Genomic DNA, 23,004 nt, shown 5'->3' on the forward strand with positions numbered 1-23,004 from the left:
TTAATTTTGAATCCATAAGAAGGTTTTTTTGTTGTACAACCTCAAAGATACTTTGAGTTACTTTAATTCCTTCTTATTTTTTTATTTAGGACGCTATTGTGTTAAAGTCTTCTTTTACCGCTTTTACTACTTCGTTTTCTTTGTATAAATAGCTTAAGAAAAGCTTGTATTTGAAATAATTTTCGTCTTCAAGCTCATTTCTCAGCTTGGCAAACTCTTCACGGAAATAAGCATTTATTTTTTTCGTTCGTTCAGAATAATTTTTCCCGAAAGACTTATCTTCATTAGAAATTCTATCACCAATTTTAATGGTAATGCTTCCATTATAGATGATGAAATCTCCTTTTGGCAATACTTCAGAATTTCCGTGGATGTATAAGGGTAAAACATCCAGGTTCAGCTGTTCAGCAAGATAAAATGCTCCTTTATGAAAACGCTTTATTTCATTATCATACGATCTTTCAGCCTCAGGAAATACTACGAGAGAATATCCCTGATCTGTTTTTTCGCGAAGTTTATCAAGTCCGTTTTCTATTCCCTGAGAAACCGGATAAAACCCTAAAGCTCTCACCATTTTTCCAAAAACAGGCGAATTGTAAACCCAATCGTTCACGAGATATACAATTTTTGGGGAAACCAATGCTACTGCCAAAGTATCTAGAAACGAAGTATGATTGGCAATAATAACGGCAGGTTTGCTAAAGTTTTCATTCGGATTTCGGATTATTTTTTTCGTTACAAAAGGATTGGTGTATAAAACCGACCCCAAAAATTTTGCAACAAGCAGTTTAATCATATACAATGTTTTCCCGTGAGATTTTTTAGCAAAAAAACTTCCGAAAACAGAGATGATAAAACCAAATAAACCATAATATAAAAACGATAAGACAGAATGCAGGAAAAGCCTTAATGTAATGGGCGAAAGCCCTTTTTTTGTTCGGTTGGTAATGAGAAATCTAAACCAGAAAGGATATAAAGTTGAGGTAATCACAATAACCGAAAACATCCCGATTAATGCAACTAAAGCAAGAGAATGCAAAGCTGGATGCTTAGCGAAAATAAGTGATCCGATGGATAAAATGGTAGTGAAAACAGCCAAAATGATAGAAACTCGGTATGTGGGAAGCTCGTTTTTTCCTGTTGTGTATTCTTTCTGCATTGCTTTGGTGAGAAAAATGCTGAAATCGTCTCCAACACCAAAAACCAGAGTGCAGACCACGGTACTGAAAATATTAAGTTCCAGACCTAAGAAATAGAGTAGCCCAGCCGTTACGATTCCTGTTAAAACAATAGGGAACATCGTTAAGAGCGATAATTCAAAATTTCTGAAGAAAAGAATAATCGTGATAACAATTGCAAGAAGCGAGTAATTGATTAAAGTATTGAAATCATTTTTCAGCAGACCCAAAAAATTCTCATTCATCTGTTGGCGGTCTATTGCCAGAGCTTTCTGGTTTTTTTCAACATCATTTATAAAGGCATCTCTGTTTTTATCATCTACTTTCACCACATTAGATAAGGTATAAAAACCCTTATCATTGCTTAAGAATTCCCCAATTTGAAGTGCTTTTATTTTTTCATATTCCTTTAGGCTTACAACAGAATAGGTTTTGTTTAAATTATGGCTGAACTGATCAAATGCGGAAGAATTGAAACCAAATTTATTTCCATTTTGAATCAGCTCGTTAATGGTCTCATTTTTTTTATTCTGATTCCAGAAGTCTTTCCATTGGGAAAGTTTTTTTTGCTGATCTTCTTCAGATAAAACGATACTTCCGATGGAGTTGTAGCTCAGTATTTTCCCTTGTTTTTTTTCTTTTTCTAAAAACTGAGACAGATCCGAATTTTTTTTCAAAGTCTGCTGTTCAGAATTGCCGTAAGCAATAGTATAAACAGATTTTGAAGTGATATCAGAAAGTTTCTGAATTTTAGCTTCGGTTATTTTTAGATCTTCCGGAATGAAATTAAGATCTCCGATGTTTTTATTAAAACCCATATGCCGGAAACCGAAAAAACATGCCAATATGATAACCGAACACGCCATGATAAGCGGTTTGTTTTTTTCGTAAGGATAATTACCGATTTTGTCTATAAAATTGCTTTTGGAATGTTCGTTCTTTTGTTTTGGATGATACAATTGCGGAACAATAATAAGTGCTGCAAAAGAAGAAATGAAAACCGTCATTGCAGCAAAAAGACCAAGATCTTTTAAAGCTTCGGAACGTACAAATACCAAACAGAGAAATGAAACTGCCGTTGTGGCACTACTCAAGATAATAGGCTGCGTAATTTCTTTGTAAAGCTCTTCAATATTATTGTTGTGTTTGTAATGCGTAAGAATATGGAGTGCATAATCTATGGTAATTCCTATTAAGATGGCACCAATTCCGAGGGAAATGGCAGAAACTTTGTCTTTTATAAAATAAAGAATCAGCAAAGAGAGAAAAACTGAGAAAACTGTAGGTAAAAAAACAATGAGAGGGGTGAAGAAATTCCGGAAATAATACATCAATAAAATAAGAAGAACCCCCATAGAAATAACAACGGTATTCTGAATGTCTTTTTTAATCTGCTGCGCATTGGCAACAGCAATAACGGGCGAGCCGAAATAGCTGATTTCTGTTTTTTCTTTAAATTCTTTGTTTATATTTTTCTTGATGTCATGTAAACTGTTGATAAAAATCTCATTATTCTTTGTGTCGTTGCTTTTATTTTTCGGATTGATGAAAAGTAACAGGTTTTTTCCGTCTTTAGTGATGATATAGTTGTCTTCCAGCTTAAAATCTTTACTGATGTTGAGTGTATTAAGCTTCTTTATGCCTAAAAAAGTAATACCGAGTGGATCTTTTTTGATGAATTCTTTGGTAACAAGACTTGCAGGCGAAACCAAAGACATATAATTGCTTTCTACCTGCTTAGAAATACTGTCTTTATCAAGCTTTCTGCTAATTTCCTGATAATCTTTTTCATCTAGAAACAGCGGTAAATTCTGATTAACAAAATCGAAAGTTTCAGAAATTTCATCGTTATTCACTTTTCCCTGAACTGAGGCAATGTATTTCTCTAAGGGCTGAATTTTATTTAAAAAAGAATCTGCAGTTTCAGAGAGCTGAAAATCATTCTCACTAGATTTTTTCTCAATGATTACAATAATTTTGTCTGAAAAATTGAGTTGATTCAGCACTTTTGCCGTAAGATCAGATTTTTCATTTTTAGGAATAATCTGCGAAATATCTTCTTCAAAATTAATTTTGGAGGCGAAAAATCCGCAAACCATCAAAAAAAGCAAAGCGAAAGCTAAGGATGTTATTCTGTTCTTGGAAATAAAATAATATAAGTGAATAAAAATGCGGTGCATTGTAAGATAAAATCTGATTGCAAATTTAATTTTTTAAGCATTAGATTAAACAATAATACATGAAGTTTTCGCTGAAAACCAATAAAATATTCATTTTAAAACAAAAAAAACTCATACTTTTGCAAAAGTTCCCTTTTTAGACAAGAAAATAAAAGCAAAATTCATCTTAAAAAAGATGCAGATCGTATGTTGAAAACGATTGATGAAAAAGTTTCCGGATTTCTGTTTGTAGTAGTATTACCTTTTCTGCTGCTTTTTATGTCTTATTATGGGTTTGAATCTTCTTATACGCATTTTAAAACATCACCGAGACCACCCGAATTTTTATTTTCATCGGTATATTCGTACCGAATTATTCCCAATTATCTAAGCATTTATATGACCGATATAATGGAATATTGTATACAAAATTATTTTCATTCGGCTAAAAATCTCATTCTTAAAAACGGAACTCCTTTTTATCACGGTCTTTTTGTAATGAATACTGTTTTTTTTATTCTCAGTTCTGTAATTATAGATGCGATTTTAAAATTGAGACCAGTTGAACAGTTTTTAAATGCTAATTTCAGGAAAGTAATTCATCTCTTAACTGTATTTTTTATTGTAATGACGCAATATACACCGTCTAATTGTGATCTAATTGCTTTGTTTTGTTATCTGAGCGGTATTTTTATTATTTTAAAATATGCCCACAGCAAGAGCAATAAATATTTTTACAGTTTGATGGTTTTAATAGCAGTTTCTACTTTGGTGAGAGAAACTGCCTGCCTCAATATTGCTTTTTTTGCTTCTCTTTTTTTTAGTTTTGAACATATCAAAAGAAAGAACTTCACTATGGTATGGAAGATATTGCTTTTACTGTTTTCTTTCATGCTGCCTTATTTTGGCTTAAGATTTTTTCTGCAGAGAGAAGAAACTTCATTTATGGAAGGTGTGTATATAGTAAGCAATTTCACCAGCATTTTTAATCTTGCAGGACTTGTTTTTTCTGTTATTGCACTATATTTTGTATACCAACTTTGTGTGAATTCTGAAAGCAGAATAATTATTAAAAAATATTTGTTCTTTTCTCTTCCGTATATCCTGATGATTACTTTTGTAGGTCTTTTTTGGGAGGTGAGATTATTTTTACCCCTGATAATTACTGCGGTCATTATTGCCGGACACGATTTTAAAAAAATGATACTTTAAATAATGAGTTTACTTCATCCTTATTTTCTGATTGCGATGGTTTATATGCTGTTTTTCAGCGTACAGGAAGTTTTCGGAAGAAAGGTGGATAAAAAATGGTTTTGGGTACTTGCGGTTTATCTCATGATTCTTGCGGGATTACGTAATAATGTGGGACCAGATTATGGGAGTTATGTAATGATTTATGTCTACTCCGACACAAAACAATATATTGATATCTTTTTGAAGGCCCTTCACATACAGGGTTCCGAAAATGTAGATCTCGAATGGCTTTATGCGTTAATTAATAAGGTGTTGATGAATGTGTTTAATGCACCTTTTTATTTTGTGACTTTAATCATAGCGATCTGTGCCATCATTTTTAAAGTAGAATATACAGAAGATAATACTTTTTACCCTTTTACTTTCACGCTATTTATGTTCATACCTAATTTTTTCATTGGGGAAAGTGGACAGATTAGGCAAAATTTAGGAACGTTCATTGTTTACTTTGCAATAAGATATATCAAAGAAAGAAAGTTGCTGCTTTACTTATTCTGGATGTTTATCGCAACGGGAATTCATAATGTATGTTATCTTTTTATACCCATGTATTGGTTGGTAAAAGTTCCCATCAATAGATTTTGGATGCTTACGTTAATTATTGGATCTATCCTTTTATCACCATTCGAAGTGTATAGAATTTTTGGAGATTATCTCAATGGTCTTTCCTCAGACAGTATGCTTGTGGAAGGTTTTACAGGTTACATAGATCAAACTACAGAAAGACTAAATGGTGGTGTAGGTATTCCAGAAGTAATGATGGCAATTCTTACATTTTTTCTCTTTACTTTTGATGATAAAATGATGGAAAAATATCCGTATTACGAGTATCATAAAGTTTACGCAGTATTAGGGATATGTTTGTATTTTATTTTTAGGAATAACAGTATATTTTCTTCAAGAATGGCAGGAGCTTTTATCGGTTTTGCCTATATTATCATTCCGAATACAATGTATGTAGTATCTGCCAATACCAAGCGGGCAATTTACACTTTTATCATTGCTTTGGTTCTTTTTAATTTTATTGTATTTTCAAGTTTCAAAAATATTATTGGTGGAAGATTTACCATAGAATTATATAAAAATTTCATTCTGCCATAAATTGATTTTGGAAGTTATTTTTTTGCTCTAAAGTATATTTTCTTTCTGCAAATAATGGTTGCAGAAAGCTACATGTGCTAAATAAAATCATTTAACAAAACTCATCTAATAAAAAAGCTTTACTTTTGCAAAAAATTTCAGGAATGTCGAAAAATTTAGTAATCGTTGAGTCTCCGGCAAAAGCAAAAACTATTCAGAAGTATTTAGGTAAAGATTTTGAGGTGAAGTCCAGTTTTGGGCACATCCGGGATTTGCCTAAAAAAGGAATGGGAATAGATTTGGCCACATTCAGCCCGGATTACGAAGTTTCTGCCGACAAAAAGAAACTGGTTACAGAATTAAAATCAGCAGTAAAGAAAGCCGAAATGGTTTGGCTCGCTTCCGATGAAGACCGTGAAGGAGAGGCAATTGCATGGCATTTGGCAGAAGAATTGAAACTGAAACCCGAAAACAGAAAAAGAATCGTCTTCCACGAAATTACTAAAAATGCTATTCTTAAAGCCATCGAGCATCCGAGAGACATAGATCAGAACTTGGTAAATGCACAACAGGCAAGAAGAGTTCTCGACAGAATCGTAGGTTTCGAAATGTCTCCCGTTCTCTGGAAAAAAGTAAAACCGGGACTTTCTGCCGGCAGAGTACAGTCGGTTGCCGTAAGACTTGTGGTAGAAAGAGAAAAAGAGATCCGCAGTTTTGTACCAAAAGCCAGTTTCAAGCTGGATGGTATTTTCTTGAATGATGCCAATCAGGAAATTTCGGCAAAACTTAAAAAAGATTTCAATAAAGAATCCGAAGCTGAAAATTTTTTAGAATCGGCCAAAAATACAGAGTTCAAGGTTTTAAATGTGGAAACTAAACCGGGAAGCCGCTCTGCATCTGCTCCATTTACTACCTCTACACTTCAGCAGGAAGCATCATCAAGACTGGGATATAATGTAACCAATACCATGAGGCTTGCCCAAAGACTTTATGAAGAAGGATACATTACGTATATGAGAACCGATTCGGTAAATCTTTCTCAGGAAGCTATTGAAGGTGCTAAAAAACAAATTGTCTCAGAATATGGAGCCGAATACTCTTCTCCGAGAAATTATACTACCAAATCTTCATCTGCACAGGAAGCTCACGAAGCCATTCGCCCAACAGATTTTTCAGTAAAAGCAATTGGTGATGCTCAATTGAGCAAATTGTACCAGCTGATTTACAGAAGAACACTGGCTTCACAGATGGCAAATGCTAAAATAGAGAAAACAGTTATAGAAATAGGGAACGCAAAACTTCCTCAGCATTTTGAGGCTCAGGGAGAGGTTATTATTTTTGATGGTTTCCTTAAGGCTTACGGAATTGTAAAGGCTGAAGATGATGATGAAGAAAATAACGAAAAACTATTGCCGAAAGTTACTGTAGGTGAGGTTTTAAGCTATAAAAAGATTACCGCAACAGAAAAATTCACTAAACCAAGTGCAAGATATACAGAAGCTGGTTTGGTAAGAAAACTGGAAGAATTGGGAATAGGGCGTCCGTCTACCTATGCACCTACCATTCAGACAATTCAAAACCGTGAATATGTTGATAAAAGAGAAATAGAGCCGCAAACGAGAGAGGTTGTGAAATTTTCTTTGGTTAAAGAGGTCATTAAAAAAGAAGTTCTTGACGAAAAATTCGGTGGAGATAAAAATAAATTTGTTCCTACCGACATCGGGGAAGTGGTTAATGACTTTTTAACAGATAATTTTACAGAAATTCTAGACTTCGGATTTACGGCAAAAGTAGAAGAGAGTTTTGACGAAATTGCGAATGGAGGTCAGAAGTGGAAAGAAATGATGACCGATTTCTACTCGAAATTCCATCCGAGAATTGAAGATGTGAAAGAAAATGCAGACAGAGCCAATGGAGAACGTCTTTTGGGAGTAGATCCCAAAACAGGAAAGAATGTGAACGCCAGAATCGGAAGATTTGGTCCTATGATTCAGATTGGTGAGCAGGATGATGAAGAAAAACCTGTTTTTGCATCGCTTTTATCAGGGCAAAATATTGCTACCATTACGTTGGAAGAGGCTTTGGAACTTTTCAAACTTCCATTTGATCTTAATGAAGTAGACGGTCATCCGGTTACCATTGGCGTTGGGAGATTTGGTCCATATGTGAAGTGGGGCGAAACGTACATCAGCATTCCCAAAGGTGAAGATCCTCTTTCTGTAGACCAAAGCCGTGCAGAAGAAATTATTAATGAAAAGAAACTGGCAGATGCACCGATTGCCAACTATAAAGGGGAGCCTATTACCAAAGGTAGCGGAAGATTCGGACCTTTCATAAAGTATAAAAGTGTTTTCATCAACGTTCCGAAAAGGTATAATTTCGATAATCTTTCTCAAAGTGACATCAACGAATTGGTGGAAGCTAAATTAGAGAAAGAAGCCAACCGTTACATTCAACAATGGGAAGCTGAAAAAATCTCCATTGAAAATGCAAGATGGGGTCCTATCGTAAAACACGGAAAAAATATTTATAAAATTCCAAAGAAAAAAGACGATACCAAGTATGAAAGTGAAGATTTGAAAGAAGTATCTTTGGATGAGGTGAAAAAATGGATTACCGCACAGGATCCAAAAGCTTTTGCCGAAAAGAAAAAGCCTGCAGCTAAGAAACCCGCAGCTAAAAAAGCAACAACAGCTAAAAAAACGGTTGCCAAAAAACCAGCAGCAAAGAAATAATTATTTCCGAATAAATTATCAGCACAGATTTTTAGTCTGTGCTTTTTTATTAATACTCATTTAATTTTAATATTTTTGAGCTTTAATAAGTATTTGAACACATGAATTTTGAAGACTTCATCATTTCCCCACGAAATTTTAAGACGGAAAACTGGCAAATTGGGCACAGAATTACCAAAGAAATAAAGGAAGACAGTATTGTGCTTCTTTTTGTTTCAGATTATAGAGGTGCTAATGGTGATGCCGAAGTACAGGATTTTACAGCCATCCGAAAAGAATTTTACAAGCTTTCTCAGTTGGATTTTGAAATTCCGGTTGTGGATCTGGGGGATTTGGTTTCCGGGAAATCGGTAGAAGATTCTCATTATATTTTGCAGGAAGTTTTATCGGCTTGCCATTATAAAAGAGCGATTCCGATAGTGATCGGTGGTTCGAACGATTTTGCTTTTTCACATTTTTCGGCACTTCATTTTCATCAGAAAAATATCAGTTATACACAGCTGAGCAATATTATTTCTCTTAAACAAGGTGAAAGTATCAGCGAACATACATTTTTAAGCAAAATTCTTGGATCCAAAAATTTTCAGATTAAAAATTATCATCATTTAGGGTATCAAAAGCATTTAAATGAAGCAGATTCGGTAAAACTTATTAAGGAAGTGGAGTTTGATATTGTCCGTTTGGCAGAAATGATGAATTCTACCGAAAAAACAGAACCGTTTTTCAGAAAAGCAGATCTGGTTACGGTAAATTGCGATGCAATCGAAAGTTTTTCTAAGAGTTTTTCTATGAATCCTCAGGTAAATGGACTCAACAGACGTGAAATCTGTGCTTACATGAAAGAGATTGGCTTGAGTGAAAATTTGAAGTCTGTAGGGATTTTCAATTATAACATCTACTCGGAAAATCAGCTTAATCACCAGCTTTTAGCTCAAATGATTTGGTATCTTATAGAAGGAATCAACATACAGCATTCTCATCCGAAAGAAAGAAGCTACGAAATGTTTTATGTACTTGTTGAAGACCGACAGTATGCTTTTAAACGCGATACTTTCAGCAATCTTTGGTATTTTGGGGATGATGATAATATTGAAAACTGTATTCCATGTTCGAGAAGAGATTTTGATGAAGCCAAAAAAGGCTGGTTAAGTCCGAGATTTACAAAAGCTTAATTCATGAATGCTTTATCAAAAGTTTCGGTAATTGTCCCGGTATATAATGTTCAGAATTATCTTGCTAAATGTCTTAATTCCTTAGTTAACCAAACCCTGCAAAATATCGAGATCATTGTTGTAAATGATGGTAGTACTGATGATTCTCAGCGAATTATAGATGAATTTTCTGTTCAGTTTCCATCAAAAATTAAAGCTTTTACAAAAGAAAACGGTGGGTTGAGTGATGCCCGAAATTTTGGAATTGATAGAGCTTCTGGAGATTATTTAGGCTTTGTAGACAGTGATGATTATGTTTCTGAAATCATGTTTGAAGAAATGCTCAATCTTGCTGAAAAATGTAGTGCAGAAATGGTTATCTGTAATATTCAGAAAGTGGATGAGCAAGGTAAGGTCACCCAAAAACTTACTCAAATCCCCAATATGCCAGAAGAAATTGATTTGCGTTCTCATTTTTCTGTTTTTTCAGATTTAAGTTATTTTGCGTGCAATAAACTCTTCAAAAAAGAATTGTTTAAGGATAAGAGATTTAAAAAAGGGGTTCATTATGAGGATATTCAGCTGATTCCCCAACTTTTGTTAAAGTGCACAACTTTGGCTCAGACTCAGAATTTTCATTATCAATATTTTGAAAGAACAGATTCTATTTCGAAAACTCATAACGAAAAAGGACTTGATATTTTGAAAGCAGTAGAAGAAGTGGAATTGGCTTTTGCGACTTCTAAATATTCTGATAAAAATGAGGAATTAAAAAATTTTCAGATTCTTGAGGGTATTTATACTTTTCTCGCATATCTCGCTTTTGTGAAAAGTGATGAAGAGTTTTACAAAATTTCTGGGCAATTATCCCATTTTATTGAAAAAAGAGGGATTAAATTGAAAGATATATTGTCTTACAGTCGTTTCGGTAAAAATTATATTTTATCTTTGCCGCTGAAAAAAAAGATTTTCTATCTTCTTTTCTTTTCAGGACAGAAAAAGTTGATAAGAAAACTCATGTAACACAAATAGCAATATTGTTGTTTCTGTTCCCTGAAACAATGATTTTTTTACACTTTGCTTTCCCAAATTGGCAAAGTAGATAATAAAAACAGCGATGAAAAATTTTGAATTACTCTTAACTCAAACAGGAATTTCTATTTTTTATGTAAAAGTAGGGTTAGGGTTTTTATTCTCTTTTTTAATCACTTTTTTTTCTATTCCTACCATTATTAAGATTTCCAGAAGAAAAAATCTGATGGATGAACCGGGGCTGAGAAGTTCCCATCTCAGGAAAATTCCCAATCTTGGCGGAATTGCTATTTTTTACTCCATAGGAATATGCACCTCTATTTTTGCCTACGAAATTTTCGATTTATATAAATTTCTTTTTGCATCACTCATCATTCTTCTATATGTGGGAATAATGGATGATATTGTAGTAATGCGGGCTTACAAAAAGCTCATTGCGCAAATCGTAGTTTCTGTGTTTATTGTGATTGGATCCGATGTAAGAATCCGAAGTTTGTTTGGGATATTTGGTATTTATGAAATTAATTATTGGATAAGTGTTATTTTCTCAATTATCACATTCATTATTCTTATTAATGCATTTAATCTCATTGATGGGATAGATGGTCTTGCAGGAGGATATTCTGTAGTTTGCAGTGCTATTTTTGGATTTAGTTACTATCACTTAGGACCGTATAATTATCCGCTTGTGGTTCTATCTTCAGTCATTATAGGTTCTGTTTTGGCATTTTTATATTATAATCTCTCCAATTATAGAGCAGCAAAAATTTTTATGGGAGATACAGGCTCTATGCTTTTAGGTTTTTTGCTCGCTTTTACTTGTATCTGTTTTATAGATATTTTTATTGATAAAGAAAGATTAGATATCCCTAGATATCATTTGAAATCTGCACCCGTTATTGCAGTTGCAATACTTATATTACCCATTGTGGATACTTTAAATGTTATCGTAATTAGGCTTTTTAACCGAAAATCTCCATTTGAGGCAGATAAAAACCATATTCATCATAAACTTTTAAAACTGAATCTTACTCACAGAAGAGCTAGTTTTTATATCATTATATATTATTTGTTTATTATACTTATTACCTACTTTTTAAGGCATTCTAATGTGAATATTCTTCTGGCTACGGTGTTGATTTTGGGTTTTATAGGAGCCTATATTCCGGATCTTATACTTGCTTTTCAAAACGATAAACAAAAAAGTATTAATTAAATCTCTATTTTTGCAACTACATTTTATGACGATGAAAATTTATAAAAATTTATTATTTCTGATCATTCCGCTTATTCCGCTTATTCTTACTTCTTGCCTTACTTCTAAGGATGTTAAATATATGCAGGATAGTGAGAGTTTGGTTATTAACGAAGAAGGCTTAATCCCATATAATATCCCTATTTATAGAGTGACAAAAAATGACATGTTAACTCTTGATATTGTTACAACACCCAAAGGTGATGCGGCACAGTTTTATTCTTCCTTAAATACTTCAGGATTAGGAGGAGGAACTTCTATTAGTGTAATGGGTACTAATAATGGTACTGGTGTTGGAGGTGATGCTACTATTTATTTTAGAGGTTTGAAAGTTGATACTAAAGGTGAAGTTAATATATTTGGGATAGGATTTATTAAGGTAGAGGGAAGAACTCTGGATGAAATAACAGCTGAAATTCAGGAAAAAGTAAATGAAAATTTTCAGGAAGGTAAATCTCAGGTAAGACTAAATACAGATGGTATTACTTACTATATTCTTGGAGATATTGAATCAACAGGAATGACTGGAGAGAAAAAAGCATACAAAAATACACTTACCCTCACGGAAGCTATTGCTATGAATGGAGGAATGAACCGAACTATTGACCGTAAGAATATTGTCATTTACCGCAAACTTCCGGAAGGAATTAAAAAAGCAAAAATAGATATCACAAGAGAAGATGTTATGAATTCTCCGTACTTCTACGTGCAAAATGGAGACGAAATTTTGCTCTCTACTAATAAGAGAAGTCTTAATGGTTTTGGTAAAGATCCTTTACAAACAGTTATCAGCGGAGTTTCAATCATCACTACCGCAATGTCCATCTATCTACTTATTAAAAATCTTTAATTATGATTCCGGGAAAAGACAATAATAAGGGAGCTAAGAATGATGCACCTAAAGAAAAATTCGGTTCTTTTGCGCTTTTTGATGTTGAACATTTTTTAAGAAGGTTACTTAAAAACTGGTATTGGTTTGTGCTCACACTTTCCATAGGATATGTTGTTTCATGGTTTTATGGTAAATATTATGCGCAGAATATATATGCGTCTAATCTTTCTCTGAGTATCTCCAATAATACATCCAGTTATTTTACACCCAACCAGTCTATTAACTTTATTTGGGGGCAAGGAGGAAATCAGGATGGGATTTACCTGAAAAAAATGCTTTTATCAAGGTCTCATAACGAATTCTTGGTTCACGAATTAAATCTTTTTGTGAATTATCAGACCAAAGGAACCATAAAAGCAACTTACTTGGATAAAGATGATTCACCTGTGTTTTTGGAAGTAGACAGAAAACATTTACAGCAGGTTAATTATCCGATAACGCTAATTCCCAAAGGGAATAATTCTTATGAAGTAGTATTGCCGAAAGAGGGGCAATCTTCCAGTCTGTATTCTTATGAGTTTGAAGGTTTTCAAAATATTAATTCATTTCCAAGACCTGCGAATAAAATCATTAAAGTTAACGAATGGTATACGTCTCCTAATCTTCGTTTCAGGTTAGTGCCTAATCCTGTTGAAACAAAGATTAAACTAGACAATGTTATTGTAAATCTAAGCACGGTGAATGATGCTGTAAATAACATTATTGGCTCTGTAGGAGTAGATTTTGATAAAGAAATTAATACAATAATGATTGTTTCTAAAACAGGATACAATCTGAACAGTACAGTAAATTTTCTCAATACATCTATTGAAGAACTGCGTAAAAAAAGATTTAATGATCAGAATACTGTAGATCAGCGTACTGAAGCCTATCTAGCAGAAAATCTTTTAGACATAAGAAAAAAGTTAGACTCTAGTGCGGCTTATCTCAATCATCTAAAAGTTTCAGAAAAATTATATGATATTAACAACCGAGATGAAAAATCTCTAGATAAAATAAAGGAGCTGGAGGCGAAAAAAGCTGATTTTCTAAGCAAAATGAATTCTCTGAAGAATATTAGAAGTACAGTAGATTCTAAAAATTTTGATAAGATGATTAGTCCTTCTGCGGCAGGATTCGATGATGGAATGTTTACGGCTTCTGTTTCTGAATTGAAAGCTTTATATATGAAAAAAAGAGAGCTTTCAACTATTTACACTCCTAATTCAGAGCCAATTAAAGAGGTGAATAGGTTAATCAATGAAGCTATGAGCAATTCTTCAGGTTCGCTCAGAAATGTCTATAATGTTTATACCACACAGATTAATAAATTAGACCAGCAAATTGCCGAGGCAAGTTCAGATTTATCAACCTATCCTGAAAAACAGAGAAAATATTTGGATGCTGAAAGAGGGTATAATATGATTGAAGCAACCTATAATAGTCTTTTAAGCAGACAGAATGAGAGCAAAATGAGGTTGGCAACCAATCAGTCTGATATTACAGTAATCGATCCAGCTAAGAATTTGGGTCAAGGACCGATAGGACCGAATGTAAAAGCAACTAAAATGGCTATTTTGACAGGTTTTTCAGCAATACCGTTGTTGATTATCTTACTAGGAAGCTTGTTTGACAGTAAAATTAGAAATATTAAAGAACTTATTAGTGTTACTAAAATACCACTACTCGGAGTTATTGGGAATAATGCCAGCGAAAATATGCTTACCGTTTTAGATTCTCCTAAGTCTTCTGTATCCGAAGCTTTCAGGGGGATTCGAGCCAATGTAAGATTTCTGTCTGGAGATGATAATAAGAGTAAGGTAATATTGGTTACTTCTTCTGTGGGAGGTGAGGGTAAAACGTATGTGTCCATCAATCTAGCGTCGGTTTTAGGATTGAGCGATAAAAAAACGATATTACTCGGGATGGACTTGAGAAAACCAAAGATTTTCGGAGATTTTAATATTGATAATAAATTAGGGATATCAAACTACCTTACTGGTGAAGCTACGGTTGAACAGATTATCAACAAAACAAGAATTCCTAATTTGGATGTGGCTACTTCAGGACCAATTCCGCCTAATCCATCAGAGCTACTAATGAGTGAAAGAAATATTAAATTTATAGAAGAACTGAAAAATCTTTATGATTTTATTATTATCGACTCTCCTCCTGTAGGTCTTGTAGCAGATTCTTATGAATTGATGAAGTATTCTGATGCCAATTTGTATATAGTTCGCCATGAATATACAGAAAAGTATATGCTTAAAATGATTACTGAAAAGTATCATAACGGTGAAATTAAACATTTAGGATTTGTTTATAATGATTATGTGGTGAAACAAGGTTATGGCTACGGTTACGGCTACGGTTACGGCTACGGTTACGGTTATGGCTACGGTTACGGATATTTTGATGAAGATAAAAATTATAAAGAGCCGTTACTTATTAAGATTAGAGACAAAATGAAATCAATATTCAATAGATAACGAAAGTAAACCCCATAAACGTGGGGTTTATTTTTTTATAAATTTTAGTTGTTAGTATTAAAAAAAGAATAAATTTGCTACTTTGCCGTTTACTTTATAACAAATTATATTTTTTTGTTTATTTTTAACTAAGCATTAAGAATATCTTTAATATAAAAATGTTTTATATTTGCAAAAATTAAATTTTTAAAATAACCATAAATCCGTATTCTTTATGAATAAAAAATTATTGTTTAGCTTTCTTACCCTTTTAGGAACTGTGGTAAGTTTGAAAGCACAAAGAAATGAATTGGGAATTCGATTAGGGATGAGTAATCTTGTAGGAGATATAGGTAAAACCAATTACATTTTGCAAAAGCCATTGGATTTGAGCAGGGTTTCAGATTTAGGATTTCCGTTTTATGGTGGTATTTTATATAGATTTAATTTTAACCCTCATCAGACAATAAGATTAGATCTAGGTTATAATCAGGTTCAGTTTAGCGATAAAGCTGCAAAAGAAGAATACAGAAGAAATAGAAATTCTTACGGGAAAAATAATATTTATGAAGCGAGTTTAATATTCGAATATAATTTATTTCCTGTAAATAATGAGCAGTTAAGTATGATTAGCCCTTACATCTTTGGAGGAGTTGGAGGATTGGTCTTCGATGCACCTAAAGCTACAGTTACCCACGATTTCAGAAGAAATTCTGACGGAGTTGCTCAGGCTCCTATTAATGAATTGGATTTCGTAACGACTACACAATATTCTTTGGGTAAAAAAGTGGTTGCGCACATTCCTTTCGGTGTTGGTTTGAAGTATAAATTCAACCACGGATGGGCTGTATTTGCAGAAGCAACATTTAGATATTCACTTACAGATCAGTTAGATCACAGTAAGCTGTTAGATAAAGATGTAGTGTCTAAGTATAACGGAGATATTTTAAGTCCTAATACAAAAGGATCTCTTTTGGAGTCAGGAAATTATTATATTGTTTCGAAAGAAAGAGAAGCAGAAATTATACACAAAAGAGCTTTAGGAGATACAGAATCTAAAGATTGGATGAATACTTTCAGTGTAGGTCTTACCTATTCATTTGGAAGACCACCATGTTATTGCGATTAAGAAAAGATGTCATTAATAAAAGAAAAGATTAATTCTGAGAATTTGCCGAAACACGTTGCCATAATTATGGATGGTAATGGAAGATGGGCAAAATCCAGAGGAGAAGAGCGGACTTTCGGTCATAAGAATGCTATTAGTGCAGTAAGAAATGCCATTAATGCGTGTAACGAAATAAATATACCATATCTTACTCTATATACATTTTCATCTGAAAACTGGAAAAGACCTAAAGACGAGGTTAATACTCTGATGACTTTGCTTACAGAAACACTTTTGCTGGAAGCAGATGAGATTTTCAACAAAGGATTGAGAATGCATGTCATAGGAAATTTAGATAATCTGCCGCCTCTGGTAAAGGATCAGTTGCTAAAAGTGGTAGATCTTACGAAAGAAAACACAAAAGGTAATTTGGTTTTGGCAATTAGCTATGGGTCTCAGAATGAGATACTCAATGCTGTTAAAAATATCAGTAAAGATGTTAAAGATGGTAAGGTAGAAATCGATGATATTAATGAGAATCTTTTTGAAGATTATCTCTATACAAAAGATTTTCCGCCTGTAGATCTTCTTATAAGAACAAGTGGTGAAATTAGAATCAGCAATTTTCTCCTTTGGCAAATAGCTTATGCAGAACTTCAGTTTTTAGATGTTCTGTGGCCAGATTTCACTAAAGATATTTTCTTCCAATGTATTGTAAATTATCAAAACAAAGAAAGAAGATACGGTCTTACCGGCGATCAAGTTCAAATCCAGTAAATTTTAAGAAAAGAAAGATTACGATAAAATGAAGTTTAGACTATTACCCATCATTATGTTTGCGGCTTCTGCACATTTTTATGGACAGGCAACTCCACAAGATAGTACAAAGGTAAATACCACTATCCTTGCAGAAAACCAAACAGGAACATACACTCTGAAAGATATTGTGGTAGATGGGGTGAAAAAATATTCTCCTGCGCAGATTTTAAGATTTACAGGGTTACTGAAAGGTGAAGAAGTAGATATTCCGGGGCAGAAAATCAGTAACGCAATAAAAAAACTTTGGGATACTCAGTCTTTCTCAGAAGTAGAGGTATATATCGAAAGTATTGATGGCAAAACGGTTGTTTTAAAATTTCATCTTGAAGATTTAAAAGAACTCGGCGAAGTGAAATTTGTCGGGAGAGGGATTGGTAAATCTAAAAACGAAAAATTAGCCAAGGATAATAACCTGAAACCAGGTACAAAAATTACTCAGAATCTAATTTCTAGTCTTAAAACCAATATTCCTAAAGATTACGTAAAAAAAGGATTTGCTGATGCTAAAATTACCATTGAGGATAAGATAAATGCCAGTGATCCTAATCTTGTGGATTGGACTATTAATGTAGACAAAGGAAAAAGAATCAAAATAAGCCATATTGAGTTTGAAGGAAACGAAAACGTTTCCGATAGAAAGCTTAGAAAAAAAGCATTTAAAGAAACTAAGCAAAAAAGATTTGGTATTGGAGGTATTTTAAAATCTTCAAAATTTGTAGAAGAAAAATATCAGGAAGATAAGCGTAATCTAATTAATTATTATAATTCTTTAGGATATAGAGATGCAAAAATTGTTTCAGATTCTGTTTGGAGAAACAAAAAGAACAATTTCGAAATCAATGTAAAACTAGAAGAAGGTAAAAAATATTATATAGGAGATATCACTTTTGTAGGAAATACAGTTTACCCTACAGAATATCTTCAGCGTTTATTGGGATATAAGAAAGGTGATATTTACGACGCAGTTGGATTCAACAAAAAGGTTGGTGAAGATGGAGGTAAAGAAGACGATTCCGATCTTAGATCTCTGTACATGAATAATGGTTACCTTTTCTCCAATGTAACTCCGATTGAAAAATCAGTTAATGGTGATGCTGTTAATTTAGAAATCAGAATTAATGAAGGAGAACAAGCTACTTGGAATAAAGTAACATGGTCTGGTAATACAACCACTCATGATCATGTAGTTTTAAGAGCTTTGAGAACTAAACCAGGAGAATTGTTTAAGAAAACAGATATCAAAAGAACATATTTCGATCTTGCATCAATGTCATTCTTTGATCCTCAACAAATTAAATATGACATCGATCCACAAGTTCAGGATAATACTGTAAATGTAAACTGGGGATTGGTTGAAAAAGGATCTTCACAAGTACAGCTTCAGGCAGGTTACGGTGGAAACAGCTTTATCGGAACATTAGGTCTTACATTTAATAATTTCTCTTTGAAGAACTTTCTTAAATTTAAAGACTTCAGACCTGTACCGCAAGGAGATGGGCAAACATTGTCTATCCAGGCTCAGGCAGGACAATACTTTCAAAACTATGGTATCTCATTTTCAGAACCTTGGTTGTTTGGAACAAAACCAACAGCATTGTCTGTCAGCTTAAATAACTCTAGAGTAAATTACAGACAATATTCAGGTCCGGATCAAAGACTTAATATTTTTTCTGCAACAGTAGGTCTAAACAGATATTTGAGATGGCCAGACGATTATTTTTCTCTATATACAGGTATTCAATATCAAAAATATAATTTCAGTAATTACCCTTTTGAATTTGGAAACAGTACAGAGTTATATGGAAATGCAAATAACTTAAGTTTAAATATTGGTTTAAGCCGAAACTCTGCTGGTATAGATCCAATTTTCCCAACAGTAGGTTCTAATATAGAATTGTCGGGTAAATTTACTCCGCCTTACTCTTTATTCAGCAATAAAGATTATTCTACCATGACTCCTGTTGATAAATACAAATGGATGGAGTTTTATAAAATTAAGTTCAAAGCAGATGTTTATAATGAAGTAGTAGGAAAACTTGTTTTAAGATCTTCTGCCGAAATGGGCTTTATGGATGGATATAATAAACAACTGGGAGCACCACCTTTCGAAAGATTTTATGTAGGGGGTACAGGGCTTTTCGGAGGTAGATTTGATGGTAGAGAACTTATTCCGCTTAGAGGTTACGAAAATGCTTCTACTTACGGAGGTCAGCCACAAGATATTACTCAAAGAGGTGGAGGTACTATTTACAACAGATTTACGTTAGAGTTAAGATATCCGATTTCATTAAATCAAACAGCAAAGATTTACGGACTTACATTTGCAGAAGGAGGTAACGTCTGGAATACGTGGAGTAAATACAATCCATTCCAGTTAAAAAGATCTATTGGTGTAGGGGTAAGAGTTTATATGGGGGCATTTGGTTTAATTGGATTTGACTTTGCGTACGGATTTGATAAAACAATTAATGGAGATGTGTCCGGAAACAAAACACACTTCCTAATGAACCAATCATTATAAAATGAAAAAACTGAAAACACTTTTTTTAGCGTTAGCGATTTTGTCTTGCGGATTAATCAATGCACAGAAAATGGGTGTTGTAGATACCCAGTATATTTTGGAAAATATGCCGGAATATAAAGAAGCTGAAGCAAGATTAAAAGCTCAGATTGATACCTGGGAACAAGATTTGCAAAGATTGCAAACTGAGTATGAGCAAAAAAGATCTGCTTTTGAAAATGAAAGAGTGTTGCTTATTGGAGATCAGCTTAAGCTAAGAGAAAAAGAAGTTTTGGATCTCGATAAAAGCATTAAAACTACAACCAGTTTAAGATTTGGAAAAAATGGTGAAGTTACACAATTGAGAACCAATTTGGTACAGCCGTTTCAAGATCAAATTTGGACGGCAATTAAAACAATGTCTGAAAAAAATGGATTAGGTATAGTTTTTGACAAAAGCAATGATATAAATGTAATTTTTCTTCAAAAAAGATATGATTACACAGACAAAGTATTAGATATTCTTTTAAAAGGAACCGAAAAAGAAAAGAAAACTAATAAAAAATAGTAAAAGTTTTTATAGAACTTAACTTTTATTTAAATTTAAAATCTAAAAACAAATTAAATTATTTATTTACCAATTATGAAAAAATTAAGTGTATTATTTGCAGCAGTGATGATGGTTGTTTCTGTAGGTATGGCAAAAGCTCAAAAAATAGCTACGATGGATGTTGCATCTATTCTTAATGCAATGCCGGAAAAGAAAAAAGCAGATACCGATTTGAAAGCTTTTATTGATGGGAAGCAAGCAGAAATTAAAAAGAAAGGTGATGCTGCTCAGGCTAAATATGAAGTTTATGCTAAAGAGGCTCCAACTAAGACCGAAGCAGAAAATAAAGCAAGAGGTGAAGAAATGCAAAAACTTCAACAGGAGTTAGCTCAAATGGAAGATAAAATGAGAAAAGATGCTGCAGCTAAGCAAGATTTGCTTTTTGAACCAATTGAGAAAAAACTAATGGATATAGTTACTAAAGTAGCTAAAGCAAATGGTTATGAATACATCATGGATGCAAATTCTACGGGCTTAGTTTACAAAGCAGGTCCAGATGCAACTGCTGCGGTTAAAAAAGAATTGGGTATCCAATAATTTTAGGAATTAACAAACATTTACAAACCAACCATCTCTTTTTAGAGGTGGTTTTTTTATTTTTGTGGTATGGAAAAAGAAATTTCAACTACGGTAAAAGTTAGGTTCAGCGATTGCGATCCAATCGGTCATTTAAACAATGTAAAGTATCTCGAATATATGTTCAATGCGAGAGAAGATCATGTGGAGACATTTTATGGATTTACCTATGAAGAATATACAAAACGTACAGGTTGTACATGGATTGCTATTCAGAACGAGATTGCATATTTGAAAGAGGTGAGATACAGTACTTCGGTTGTAATCAGTAGTAAGACCATAGAAGTGGGAGATCGTACGGCTAAAGTAGAAATCTTAATGAAAAGTTTAGATGAAAAAACAATTCATGCAGTTTTATGGGTTAATGTTATTTATTTTAATCTAAAAACGAGAAGATCAGAGGTTCATCCCGAAGATATTAAAGAAACTTTCGGGAAATTTTATGTAGATTTAGAACAGAAAGATTTTCAGTCAAGATCTAAGTTTTTAAGATCTCAAAATGCCAAAAATTCGTAAGTCATGCAAAAAAAAATATTAGTAGTAGGAGGAAACGGTCAACTTGGAAACTGCATAAGAAAAATATCTCCAGATTTCGAACTGGAGTATGAATTTATATTTACAGATTCAACAACTTTAGACATTACAGACTCCAGTGCAGTTGAAAATTTTTTTGCAGATCATAAACCTGATTTTTGCATCAATGCATCAGCTTATACTGCAGTAGACTTGGCAGAAAAAGAAGAAGAGAAAGCCTTTGCTGTAAATGCTTTTGGAGTTGAAAATCTTGCAAAATCGTGTTCGGAATATAATGTAGTGCTTATTCACGTTTCTACCGACTATGTTTTTGATGGTGAAACCAATTTAGACTATTCGGAAGAAGATTTTACAAATCCTTTGGGCGTTTATGGTAAGTCTAAATTATTGGGAGAAGAACTCGCTTTAGAAAATAATCCCAAAACAGTTATCTTGAGAACATCATGGCTGTATTCGGAGTTCAATAAAAATTTCGTAAAAACCATGCTCAACTTGTTTTCTCAAAAAGATGAGCTGGGAATTGTGGCAGATCAGTTTGGTCAACCAACCAATGCAAACGATTTAGCCGAAGCTGTTATGATGATTGTTGAGAATCCAAATAAACAATTTGGTGTTTTCCATTTTTCAAACTATCCCGAAACATCTTGGTTTAGTTTTGCAAAAAAAATAGCAGAATTTTCTAATTCAACAGTTAAATTAAATCAGCTCACTACTGCACAATATCCGACACCTGCAAAAAGACCAGTTAGAAGTACCATGAGCTTGGATAAAATAGAGCGGATTTATAAAATAGAACCTAAACATTGGGAAAATAGCCTAGAAGATTGCATCCAAATACTATTAAATAATAATTAATATGACCTTTAAAAATATTTCAGTATGTCTGTTTTTTCTTTTGGGTTATTTTTTGCATGCCCAGAAAGTTTACCTTTCAAAAGTAGAAAAGACAAATGATAATAAAGAAAAACATTTTTTTCAGATTGATAAAAATAATTCTGCTGCTGAATATTTAGGCGAAATAGAAGTGCAGGGTTTTTCTAATGATGATTTTGCTGTTTTTACAAATATTTACAAAAAAGCAAAAGATATCGGAGCCAATTCTTTTGCCTATCAACCTTTTGAAACGATTGATGAAAAAAAGCAGCCTTTTAATCCGGCAAATTACAAAATCAAGCTTTATTATACCAGTAAAGAAGAACTTTCAAAGCCTTCAGACAGTATTTTTCTGTTTTCTTCATCTGTAAAACCACAAAAAATTAGGGTAAACAAAACCGAAATTATATTGCAGCCAAGATCTTTTGTGGCAGTTAAAACAATTCCGGGAGAAACATATGTAATCTCCACCAAAAAACTGTTGGGATCTACAATTAAAGTCTTAGGGCAGAGCCATTCTCCTGCACAATATTTTCAAATGTCATCAATTAGAGTTCGTTCGAATAATTATGGTGAACCTGGAATCAATCTAAAATCTGGTGATATTACTGTTTTAGACAGATCCTTCGGAGATTTTCTCCGAATGATATATTCTGAGAATAAATGACGAATAAATAATTTGGCTTTTCCGCACCTTAAATCTACCTCCATTTGGAGGTATTTTTATGTAATTACCTTTTATTTTCGGGCGTTTATTTATCCAATCTTAATACATTCCTAGCTTTCAGATAAAAAAAGCAA

The 23,004-nt window shown here is 33.2% G+C and carries 17 protein-coding genes; 16 read left to right on the top strand and 1 reads right to left on the bottom strand.

Annotated features, from left to right (window positions below; translation table 11 throughout):
• Positions 1 to 85: 85 nt before the first annotated feature.
• A complete protein-coding gene (locus IV513_RS11295) occupies positions 86 to 3,358 on the bottom strand; it encodes an MMPL family transporter (RefSeq protein ID WP_245168928.1) in 3,273 nt (1,090 codons plus the stop codon).
• Positions 3,359 to 3,544: 186 nt separating this feature from the next.
• Here IV513_RS11295 and IV513_RS11300 point away from each other — a divergent pair, with 186 nt between their 5' ends.
• The 16 genes from IV513_RS11300 (at position 3,545) to IV513_RS11375 (ending at position 22,870) form a co-directional block, all read left to right on the top strand.
• Positions 3,545 to 4,549 (top strand): hypothetical protein, encoded by a 1,005-nt coding sequence (locus IV513_RS11300; protein ID WP_209390682.1) that lies wholly within the window; start codon positions 3,545 to 3,547, stop codon positions 4,547 to 4,549.
• Positions 4,550 to 4,552: 3 nt separating this feature from the next.
• Positions 4,553 to 5,692, top strand: a complete 1,140-nt coding sequence (locus IV513_RS11305; protein ID WP_245168929.1) for an EpsG family protein — start codon at positions 4,553 to 4,555, stop codon at positions 5,690 to 5,692.
• A gap of 143 nt (positions 5,693 to 5,835) precedes the next feature.
• Entirely contained in the window at positions 5,836 to 8,406 is a 2,571-nt protein-coding gene (topA, locus tag IV513_RS11310; RefSeq protein WP_209390683.1) for a type I DNA topoisomerase, read from the top strand.
• Between the two features lie 101 nt (positions 8,407 to 8,507).
• A complete protein-coding gene (locus IV513_RS11315; protein ID WP_209390684.1) occupies positions 8,508 to 9,578 on the top strand; it encodes a formimidoylglutamase in 1,071 nt (356 codons plus the stop codon).
• 3 nt (positions 9,579 to 9,581) lie between these two features.
• Positions 9,582 to 10,580, top strand: a complete 999-nt coding sequence (locus tag IV513_RS11320; protein ID WP_209390685.1) for a glycosyltransferase — start codon at positions 9,582 to 9,584, stop codon at positions 10,578 to 10,580.
• 94 nt (positions 10,581 to 10,674) lie between these two features.
• A complete protein-coding gene (locus tag IV513_RS11325; protein ID WP_209390686.1) occupies positions 10,675 to 11,805 on the top strand; it encodes a glycosyltransferase family 4 protein in 1,131 nt (376 codons plus the stop codon).
• Between the two features lie 31 nt (positions 11,806 to 11,836).
• Positions 11,837 to 12,694 carry a polysaccharide biosynthesis/export family protein gene (locus tag IV513_RS11330; RefSeq protein ID WP_209390687.1) on the top strand — a complete coding sequence of 286 codons (858 nt, stop codon included), beginning with the start codon at positions 11,837 to 11,839 and terminating at the stop codon, positions 12,692 to 12,694.
• Positions 12,695 to 12,696: 2 nt separating this feature from the next.
• Positions 12,697 to 15,204, top strand: a complete 2,508-nt coding sequence (locus tag IV513_RS11335; RefSeq protein WP_209390688.1) for an exopolysaccharide transport family protein — start codon at positions 12,697 to 12,699, stop codon at positions 15,202 to 15,204.
• A gap of 214 nt (positions 15,205 to 15,418) precedes the next feature.
• Positions 15,419 to 16,312 (top strand): DUF6089 family protein, encoded by an 894-nt coding sequence (locus IV513_RS11340; RefSeq protein WP_209390689.1) that lies wholly within the window; start codon positions 15,419 to 15,421, stop codon positions 16,310 to 16,312.
• A gap of 6 nt (positions 16,313 to 16,318) precedes the next feature.
• Positions 16,319 to 17,068, top strand: a complete 750-nt coding sequence (locus IV513_RS11345; RefSeq protein ID WP_209390690.1) for an isoprenyl transferase — start codon at positions 16,319 to 16,321, stop codon at positions 17,066 to 17,068.
• Between the two features lie 28 nt (positions 17,069 to 17,096).
• On the top strand, positions 17,097 to 19,631 hold the full coding sequence (gene bamA / locus IV513_RS11350) for an outer membrane protein assembly factor BamA (RefSeq protein ID WP_209390691.1): 2,535 nt from the start codon (positions 17,097 to 17,099) through the stop codon (positions 19,629 to 19,631).
• 1 nt (position 19,632) lies between these two features.
• Entirely contained in the window at positions 19,633 to 20,178 is a 546-nt protein-coding gene (locus IV513_RS11355) for an OmpH family outer membrane protein (RefSeq protein WP_209390692.1), read from the top strand.
• A gap of 75 nt (positions 20,179 to 20,253) precedes the next feature.
• A complete protein-coding gene (locus tag IV513_RS11360; protein WP_209390693.1) occupies positions 20,254 to 20,757 on the top strand; it encodes an OmpH family outer membrane protein in 504 nt (167 codons plus the stop codon).
• Positions 20,758 to 20,826: 69 nt separating this feature from the next.
• Positions 20,827 to 21,312 carry a thioesterase family protein gene (locus tag IV513_RS11365; protein WP_209390694.1) on the top strand — a complete coding sequence of 162 codons (486 nt, stop codon included), beginning with the start codon at positions 20,827 to 20,829 and terminating at the stop codon, positions 21,310 to 21,312.
• Positions 21,313 to 21,315: 3 nt separating this feature from the next.
• The gene (rfbD, locus tag IV513_RS11370; protein ID WP_209390695.1) at positions 21,316 to 22,185 is read left to right on the top strand and encodes a dTDP-4-dehydrorhamnose reductase; all 870 of its coding nucleotides are present in this window, start codon (positions 21,316 to 21,318) and stop codon (positions 22,183 to 22,185) included.
• A 1-nt stretch (position 22,186) separates the two neighbouring features.
• Positions 22,187 to 22,870: a hypothetical protein gene (locus tag IV513_RS11375; protein ID WP_209390696.1), complete on the top strand. Its 684-nt coding sequence runs from the start codon at positions 22,187 to 22,189 to the stop codon at positions 22,868 to 22,870.
• The last annotated feature ends 134 nt before the right edge of the window (positions 22,871 to 23,004 follow it).

The sequence above is a fragment of the Chryseobacterium sp. RR2-3-20 genome, assembly GCF_017808115.1.
Taxonomy (GTDB): domain Bacteria; phylum Bacteroidota; class Bacteroidia; order Flavobacteriales; family Weeksellaceae; genus Chryseobacterium; species Chryseobacterium oryzae.

Bases quoted from the DNA above. Each gene is read 5' to 3' on its own strand.
- IV513_RS11295 (WP_245168928.1), bottom strand. From the start codon at position 3,358: ATGCACCGCATTTTTATTCACTTATATTATTTTATTTCCAAGAACAGA.
- IV513_RS11300 (WP_209390682.1), top strand. From the start codon at position 3,545: ATGTTGAAAACGATTGATGAAAAAGTTTCCGGATTTCTGTTTGTAGTA.
- IV513_RS11305 (WP_245168929.1), top strand. From the start codon at position 4,553: ATGAGTTTACTTCATCCTTATTTTCTGATTGCGATGGTTTATATGCTG.
- topA (WP_209390683.1), top strand. From the start codon at position 5,836: ATGTCGAAAAATTTAGTAATCGTTGAGTCTCCGGCAAAAGCAAAAACT.
- IV513_RS11315 (WP_209390684.1), top strand. From the start codon at position 8,508: ATGAATTTTGAAGACTTCATCATTTCCCCACGAAATTTTAAGACGGAA.
- IV513_RS11320 (WP_209390685.1), top strand. From the start codon at position 9,582: ATGAATGCTTTATCAAAAGTTTCGGTAATTGTCCCGGTATATAATGTT.
- IV513_RS11325 (WP_209390686.1), top strand. From the start codon at position 10,675: ATGAAAAATTTTGAATTACTCTTAACTCAAACAGGAATTTCTATTTTT.
- IV513_RS11330 (WP_209390687.1), top strand. From the start codon at position 11,837: ATGAAAATTTATAAAAATTTATTATTTCTGATCATTCCGCTTATTCCG.
- IV513_RS11335 (WP_209390688.1), top strand. From the start codon at position 12,697: ATGATTCCGGGAAAAGACAATAATAAGGGAGCTAAGAATGATGCACCT.
- IV513_RS11340 (WP_209390689.1), top strand. From the start codon at position 15,419: ATGAATAAAAAATTATTGTTTAGCTTTCTTACCCTTTTAGGAACTGTG.
- IV513_RS11345 (WP_209390690.1), top strand. From the start codon at position 16,319: ATGTCATTAATAAAAGAAAAGATTAATTCTGAGAATTTGCCGAAACAC.
- bamA (WP_209390691.1), top strand. From the start codon at position 17,097: ATGAAGTTTAGACTATTACCCATCATTATGTTTGCGGCTTCTGCACAT.
- IV513_RS11355 (WP_209390692.1), top strand. From the start codon at position 19,633: ATGAAAAAACTGAAAACACTTTTTTTAGCGTTAGCGATTTTGTCTTGC.
- IV513_RS11360 (WP_209390693.1), top strand. From the start codon at position 20,254: ATGAAAAAATTAAGTGTATTATTTGCAGCAGTGATGATGGTTGTTTCT.
- IV513_RS11365 (WP_209390694.1), top strand. From the start codon at position 20,827: ATGGAAAAAGAAATTTCAACTACGGTAAAAGTTAGGTTCAGCGATTGC.
- rfbD (WP_209390695.1), top strand. From the start codon at position 21,316: ATGCAAAAAAAAATATTAGTAGTAGGAGGAAACGGTCAACTTGGAAAC.
- IV513_RS11375 (WP_209390696.1), top strand. From the start codon at position 22,187: ATGACCTTTAAAAATATTTCAGTATGTCTGTTTTTTCTTTTGGGTTAT.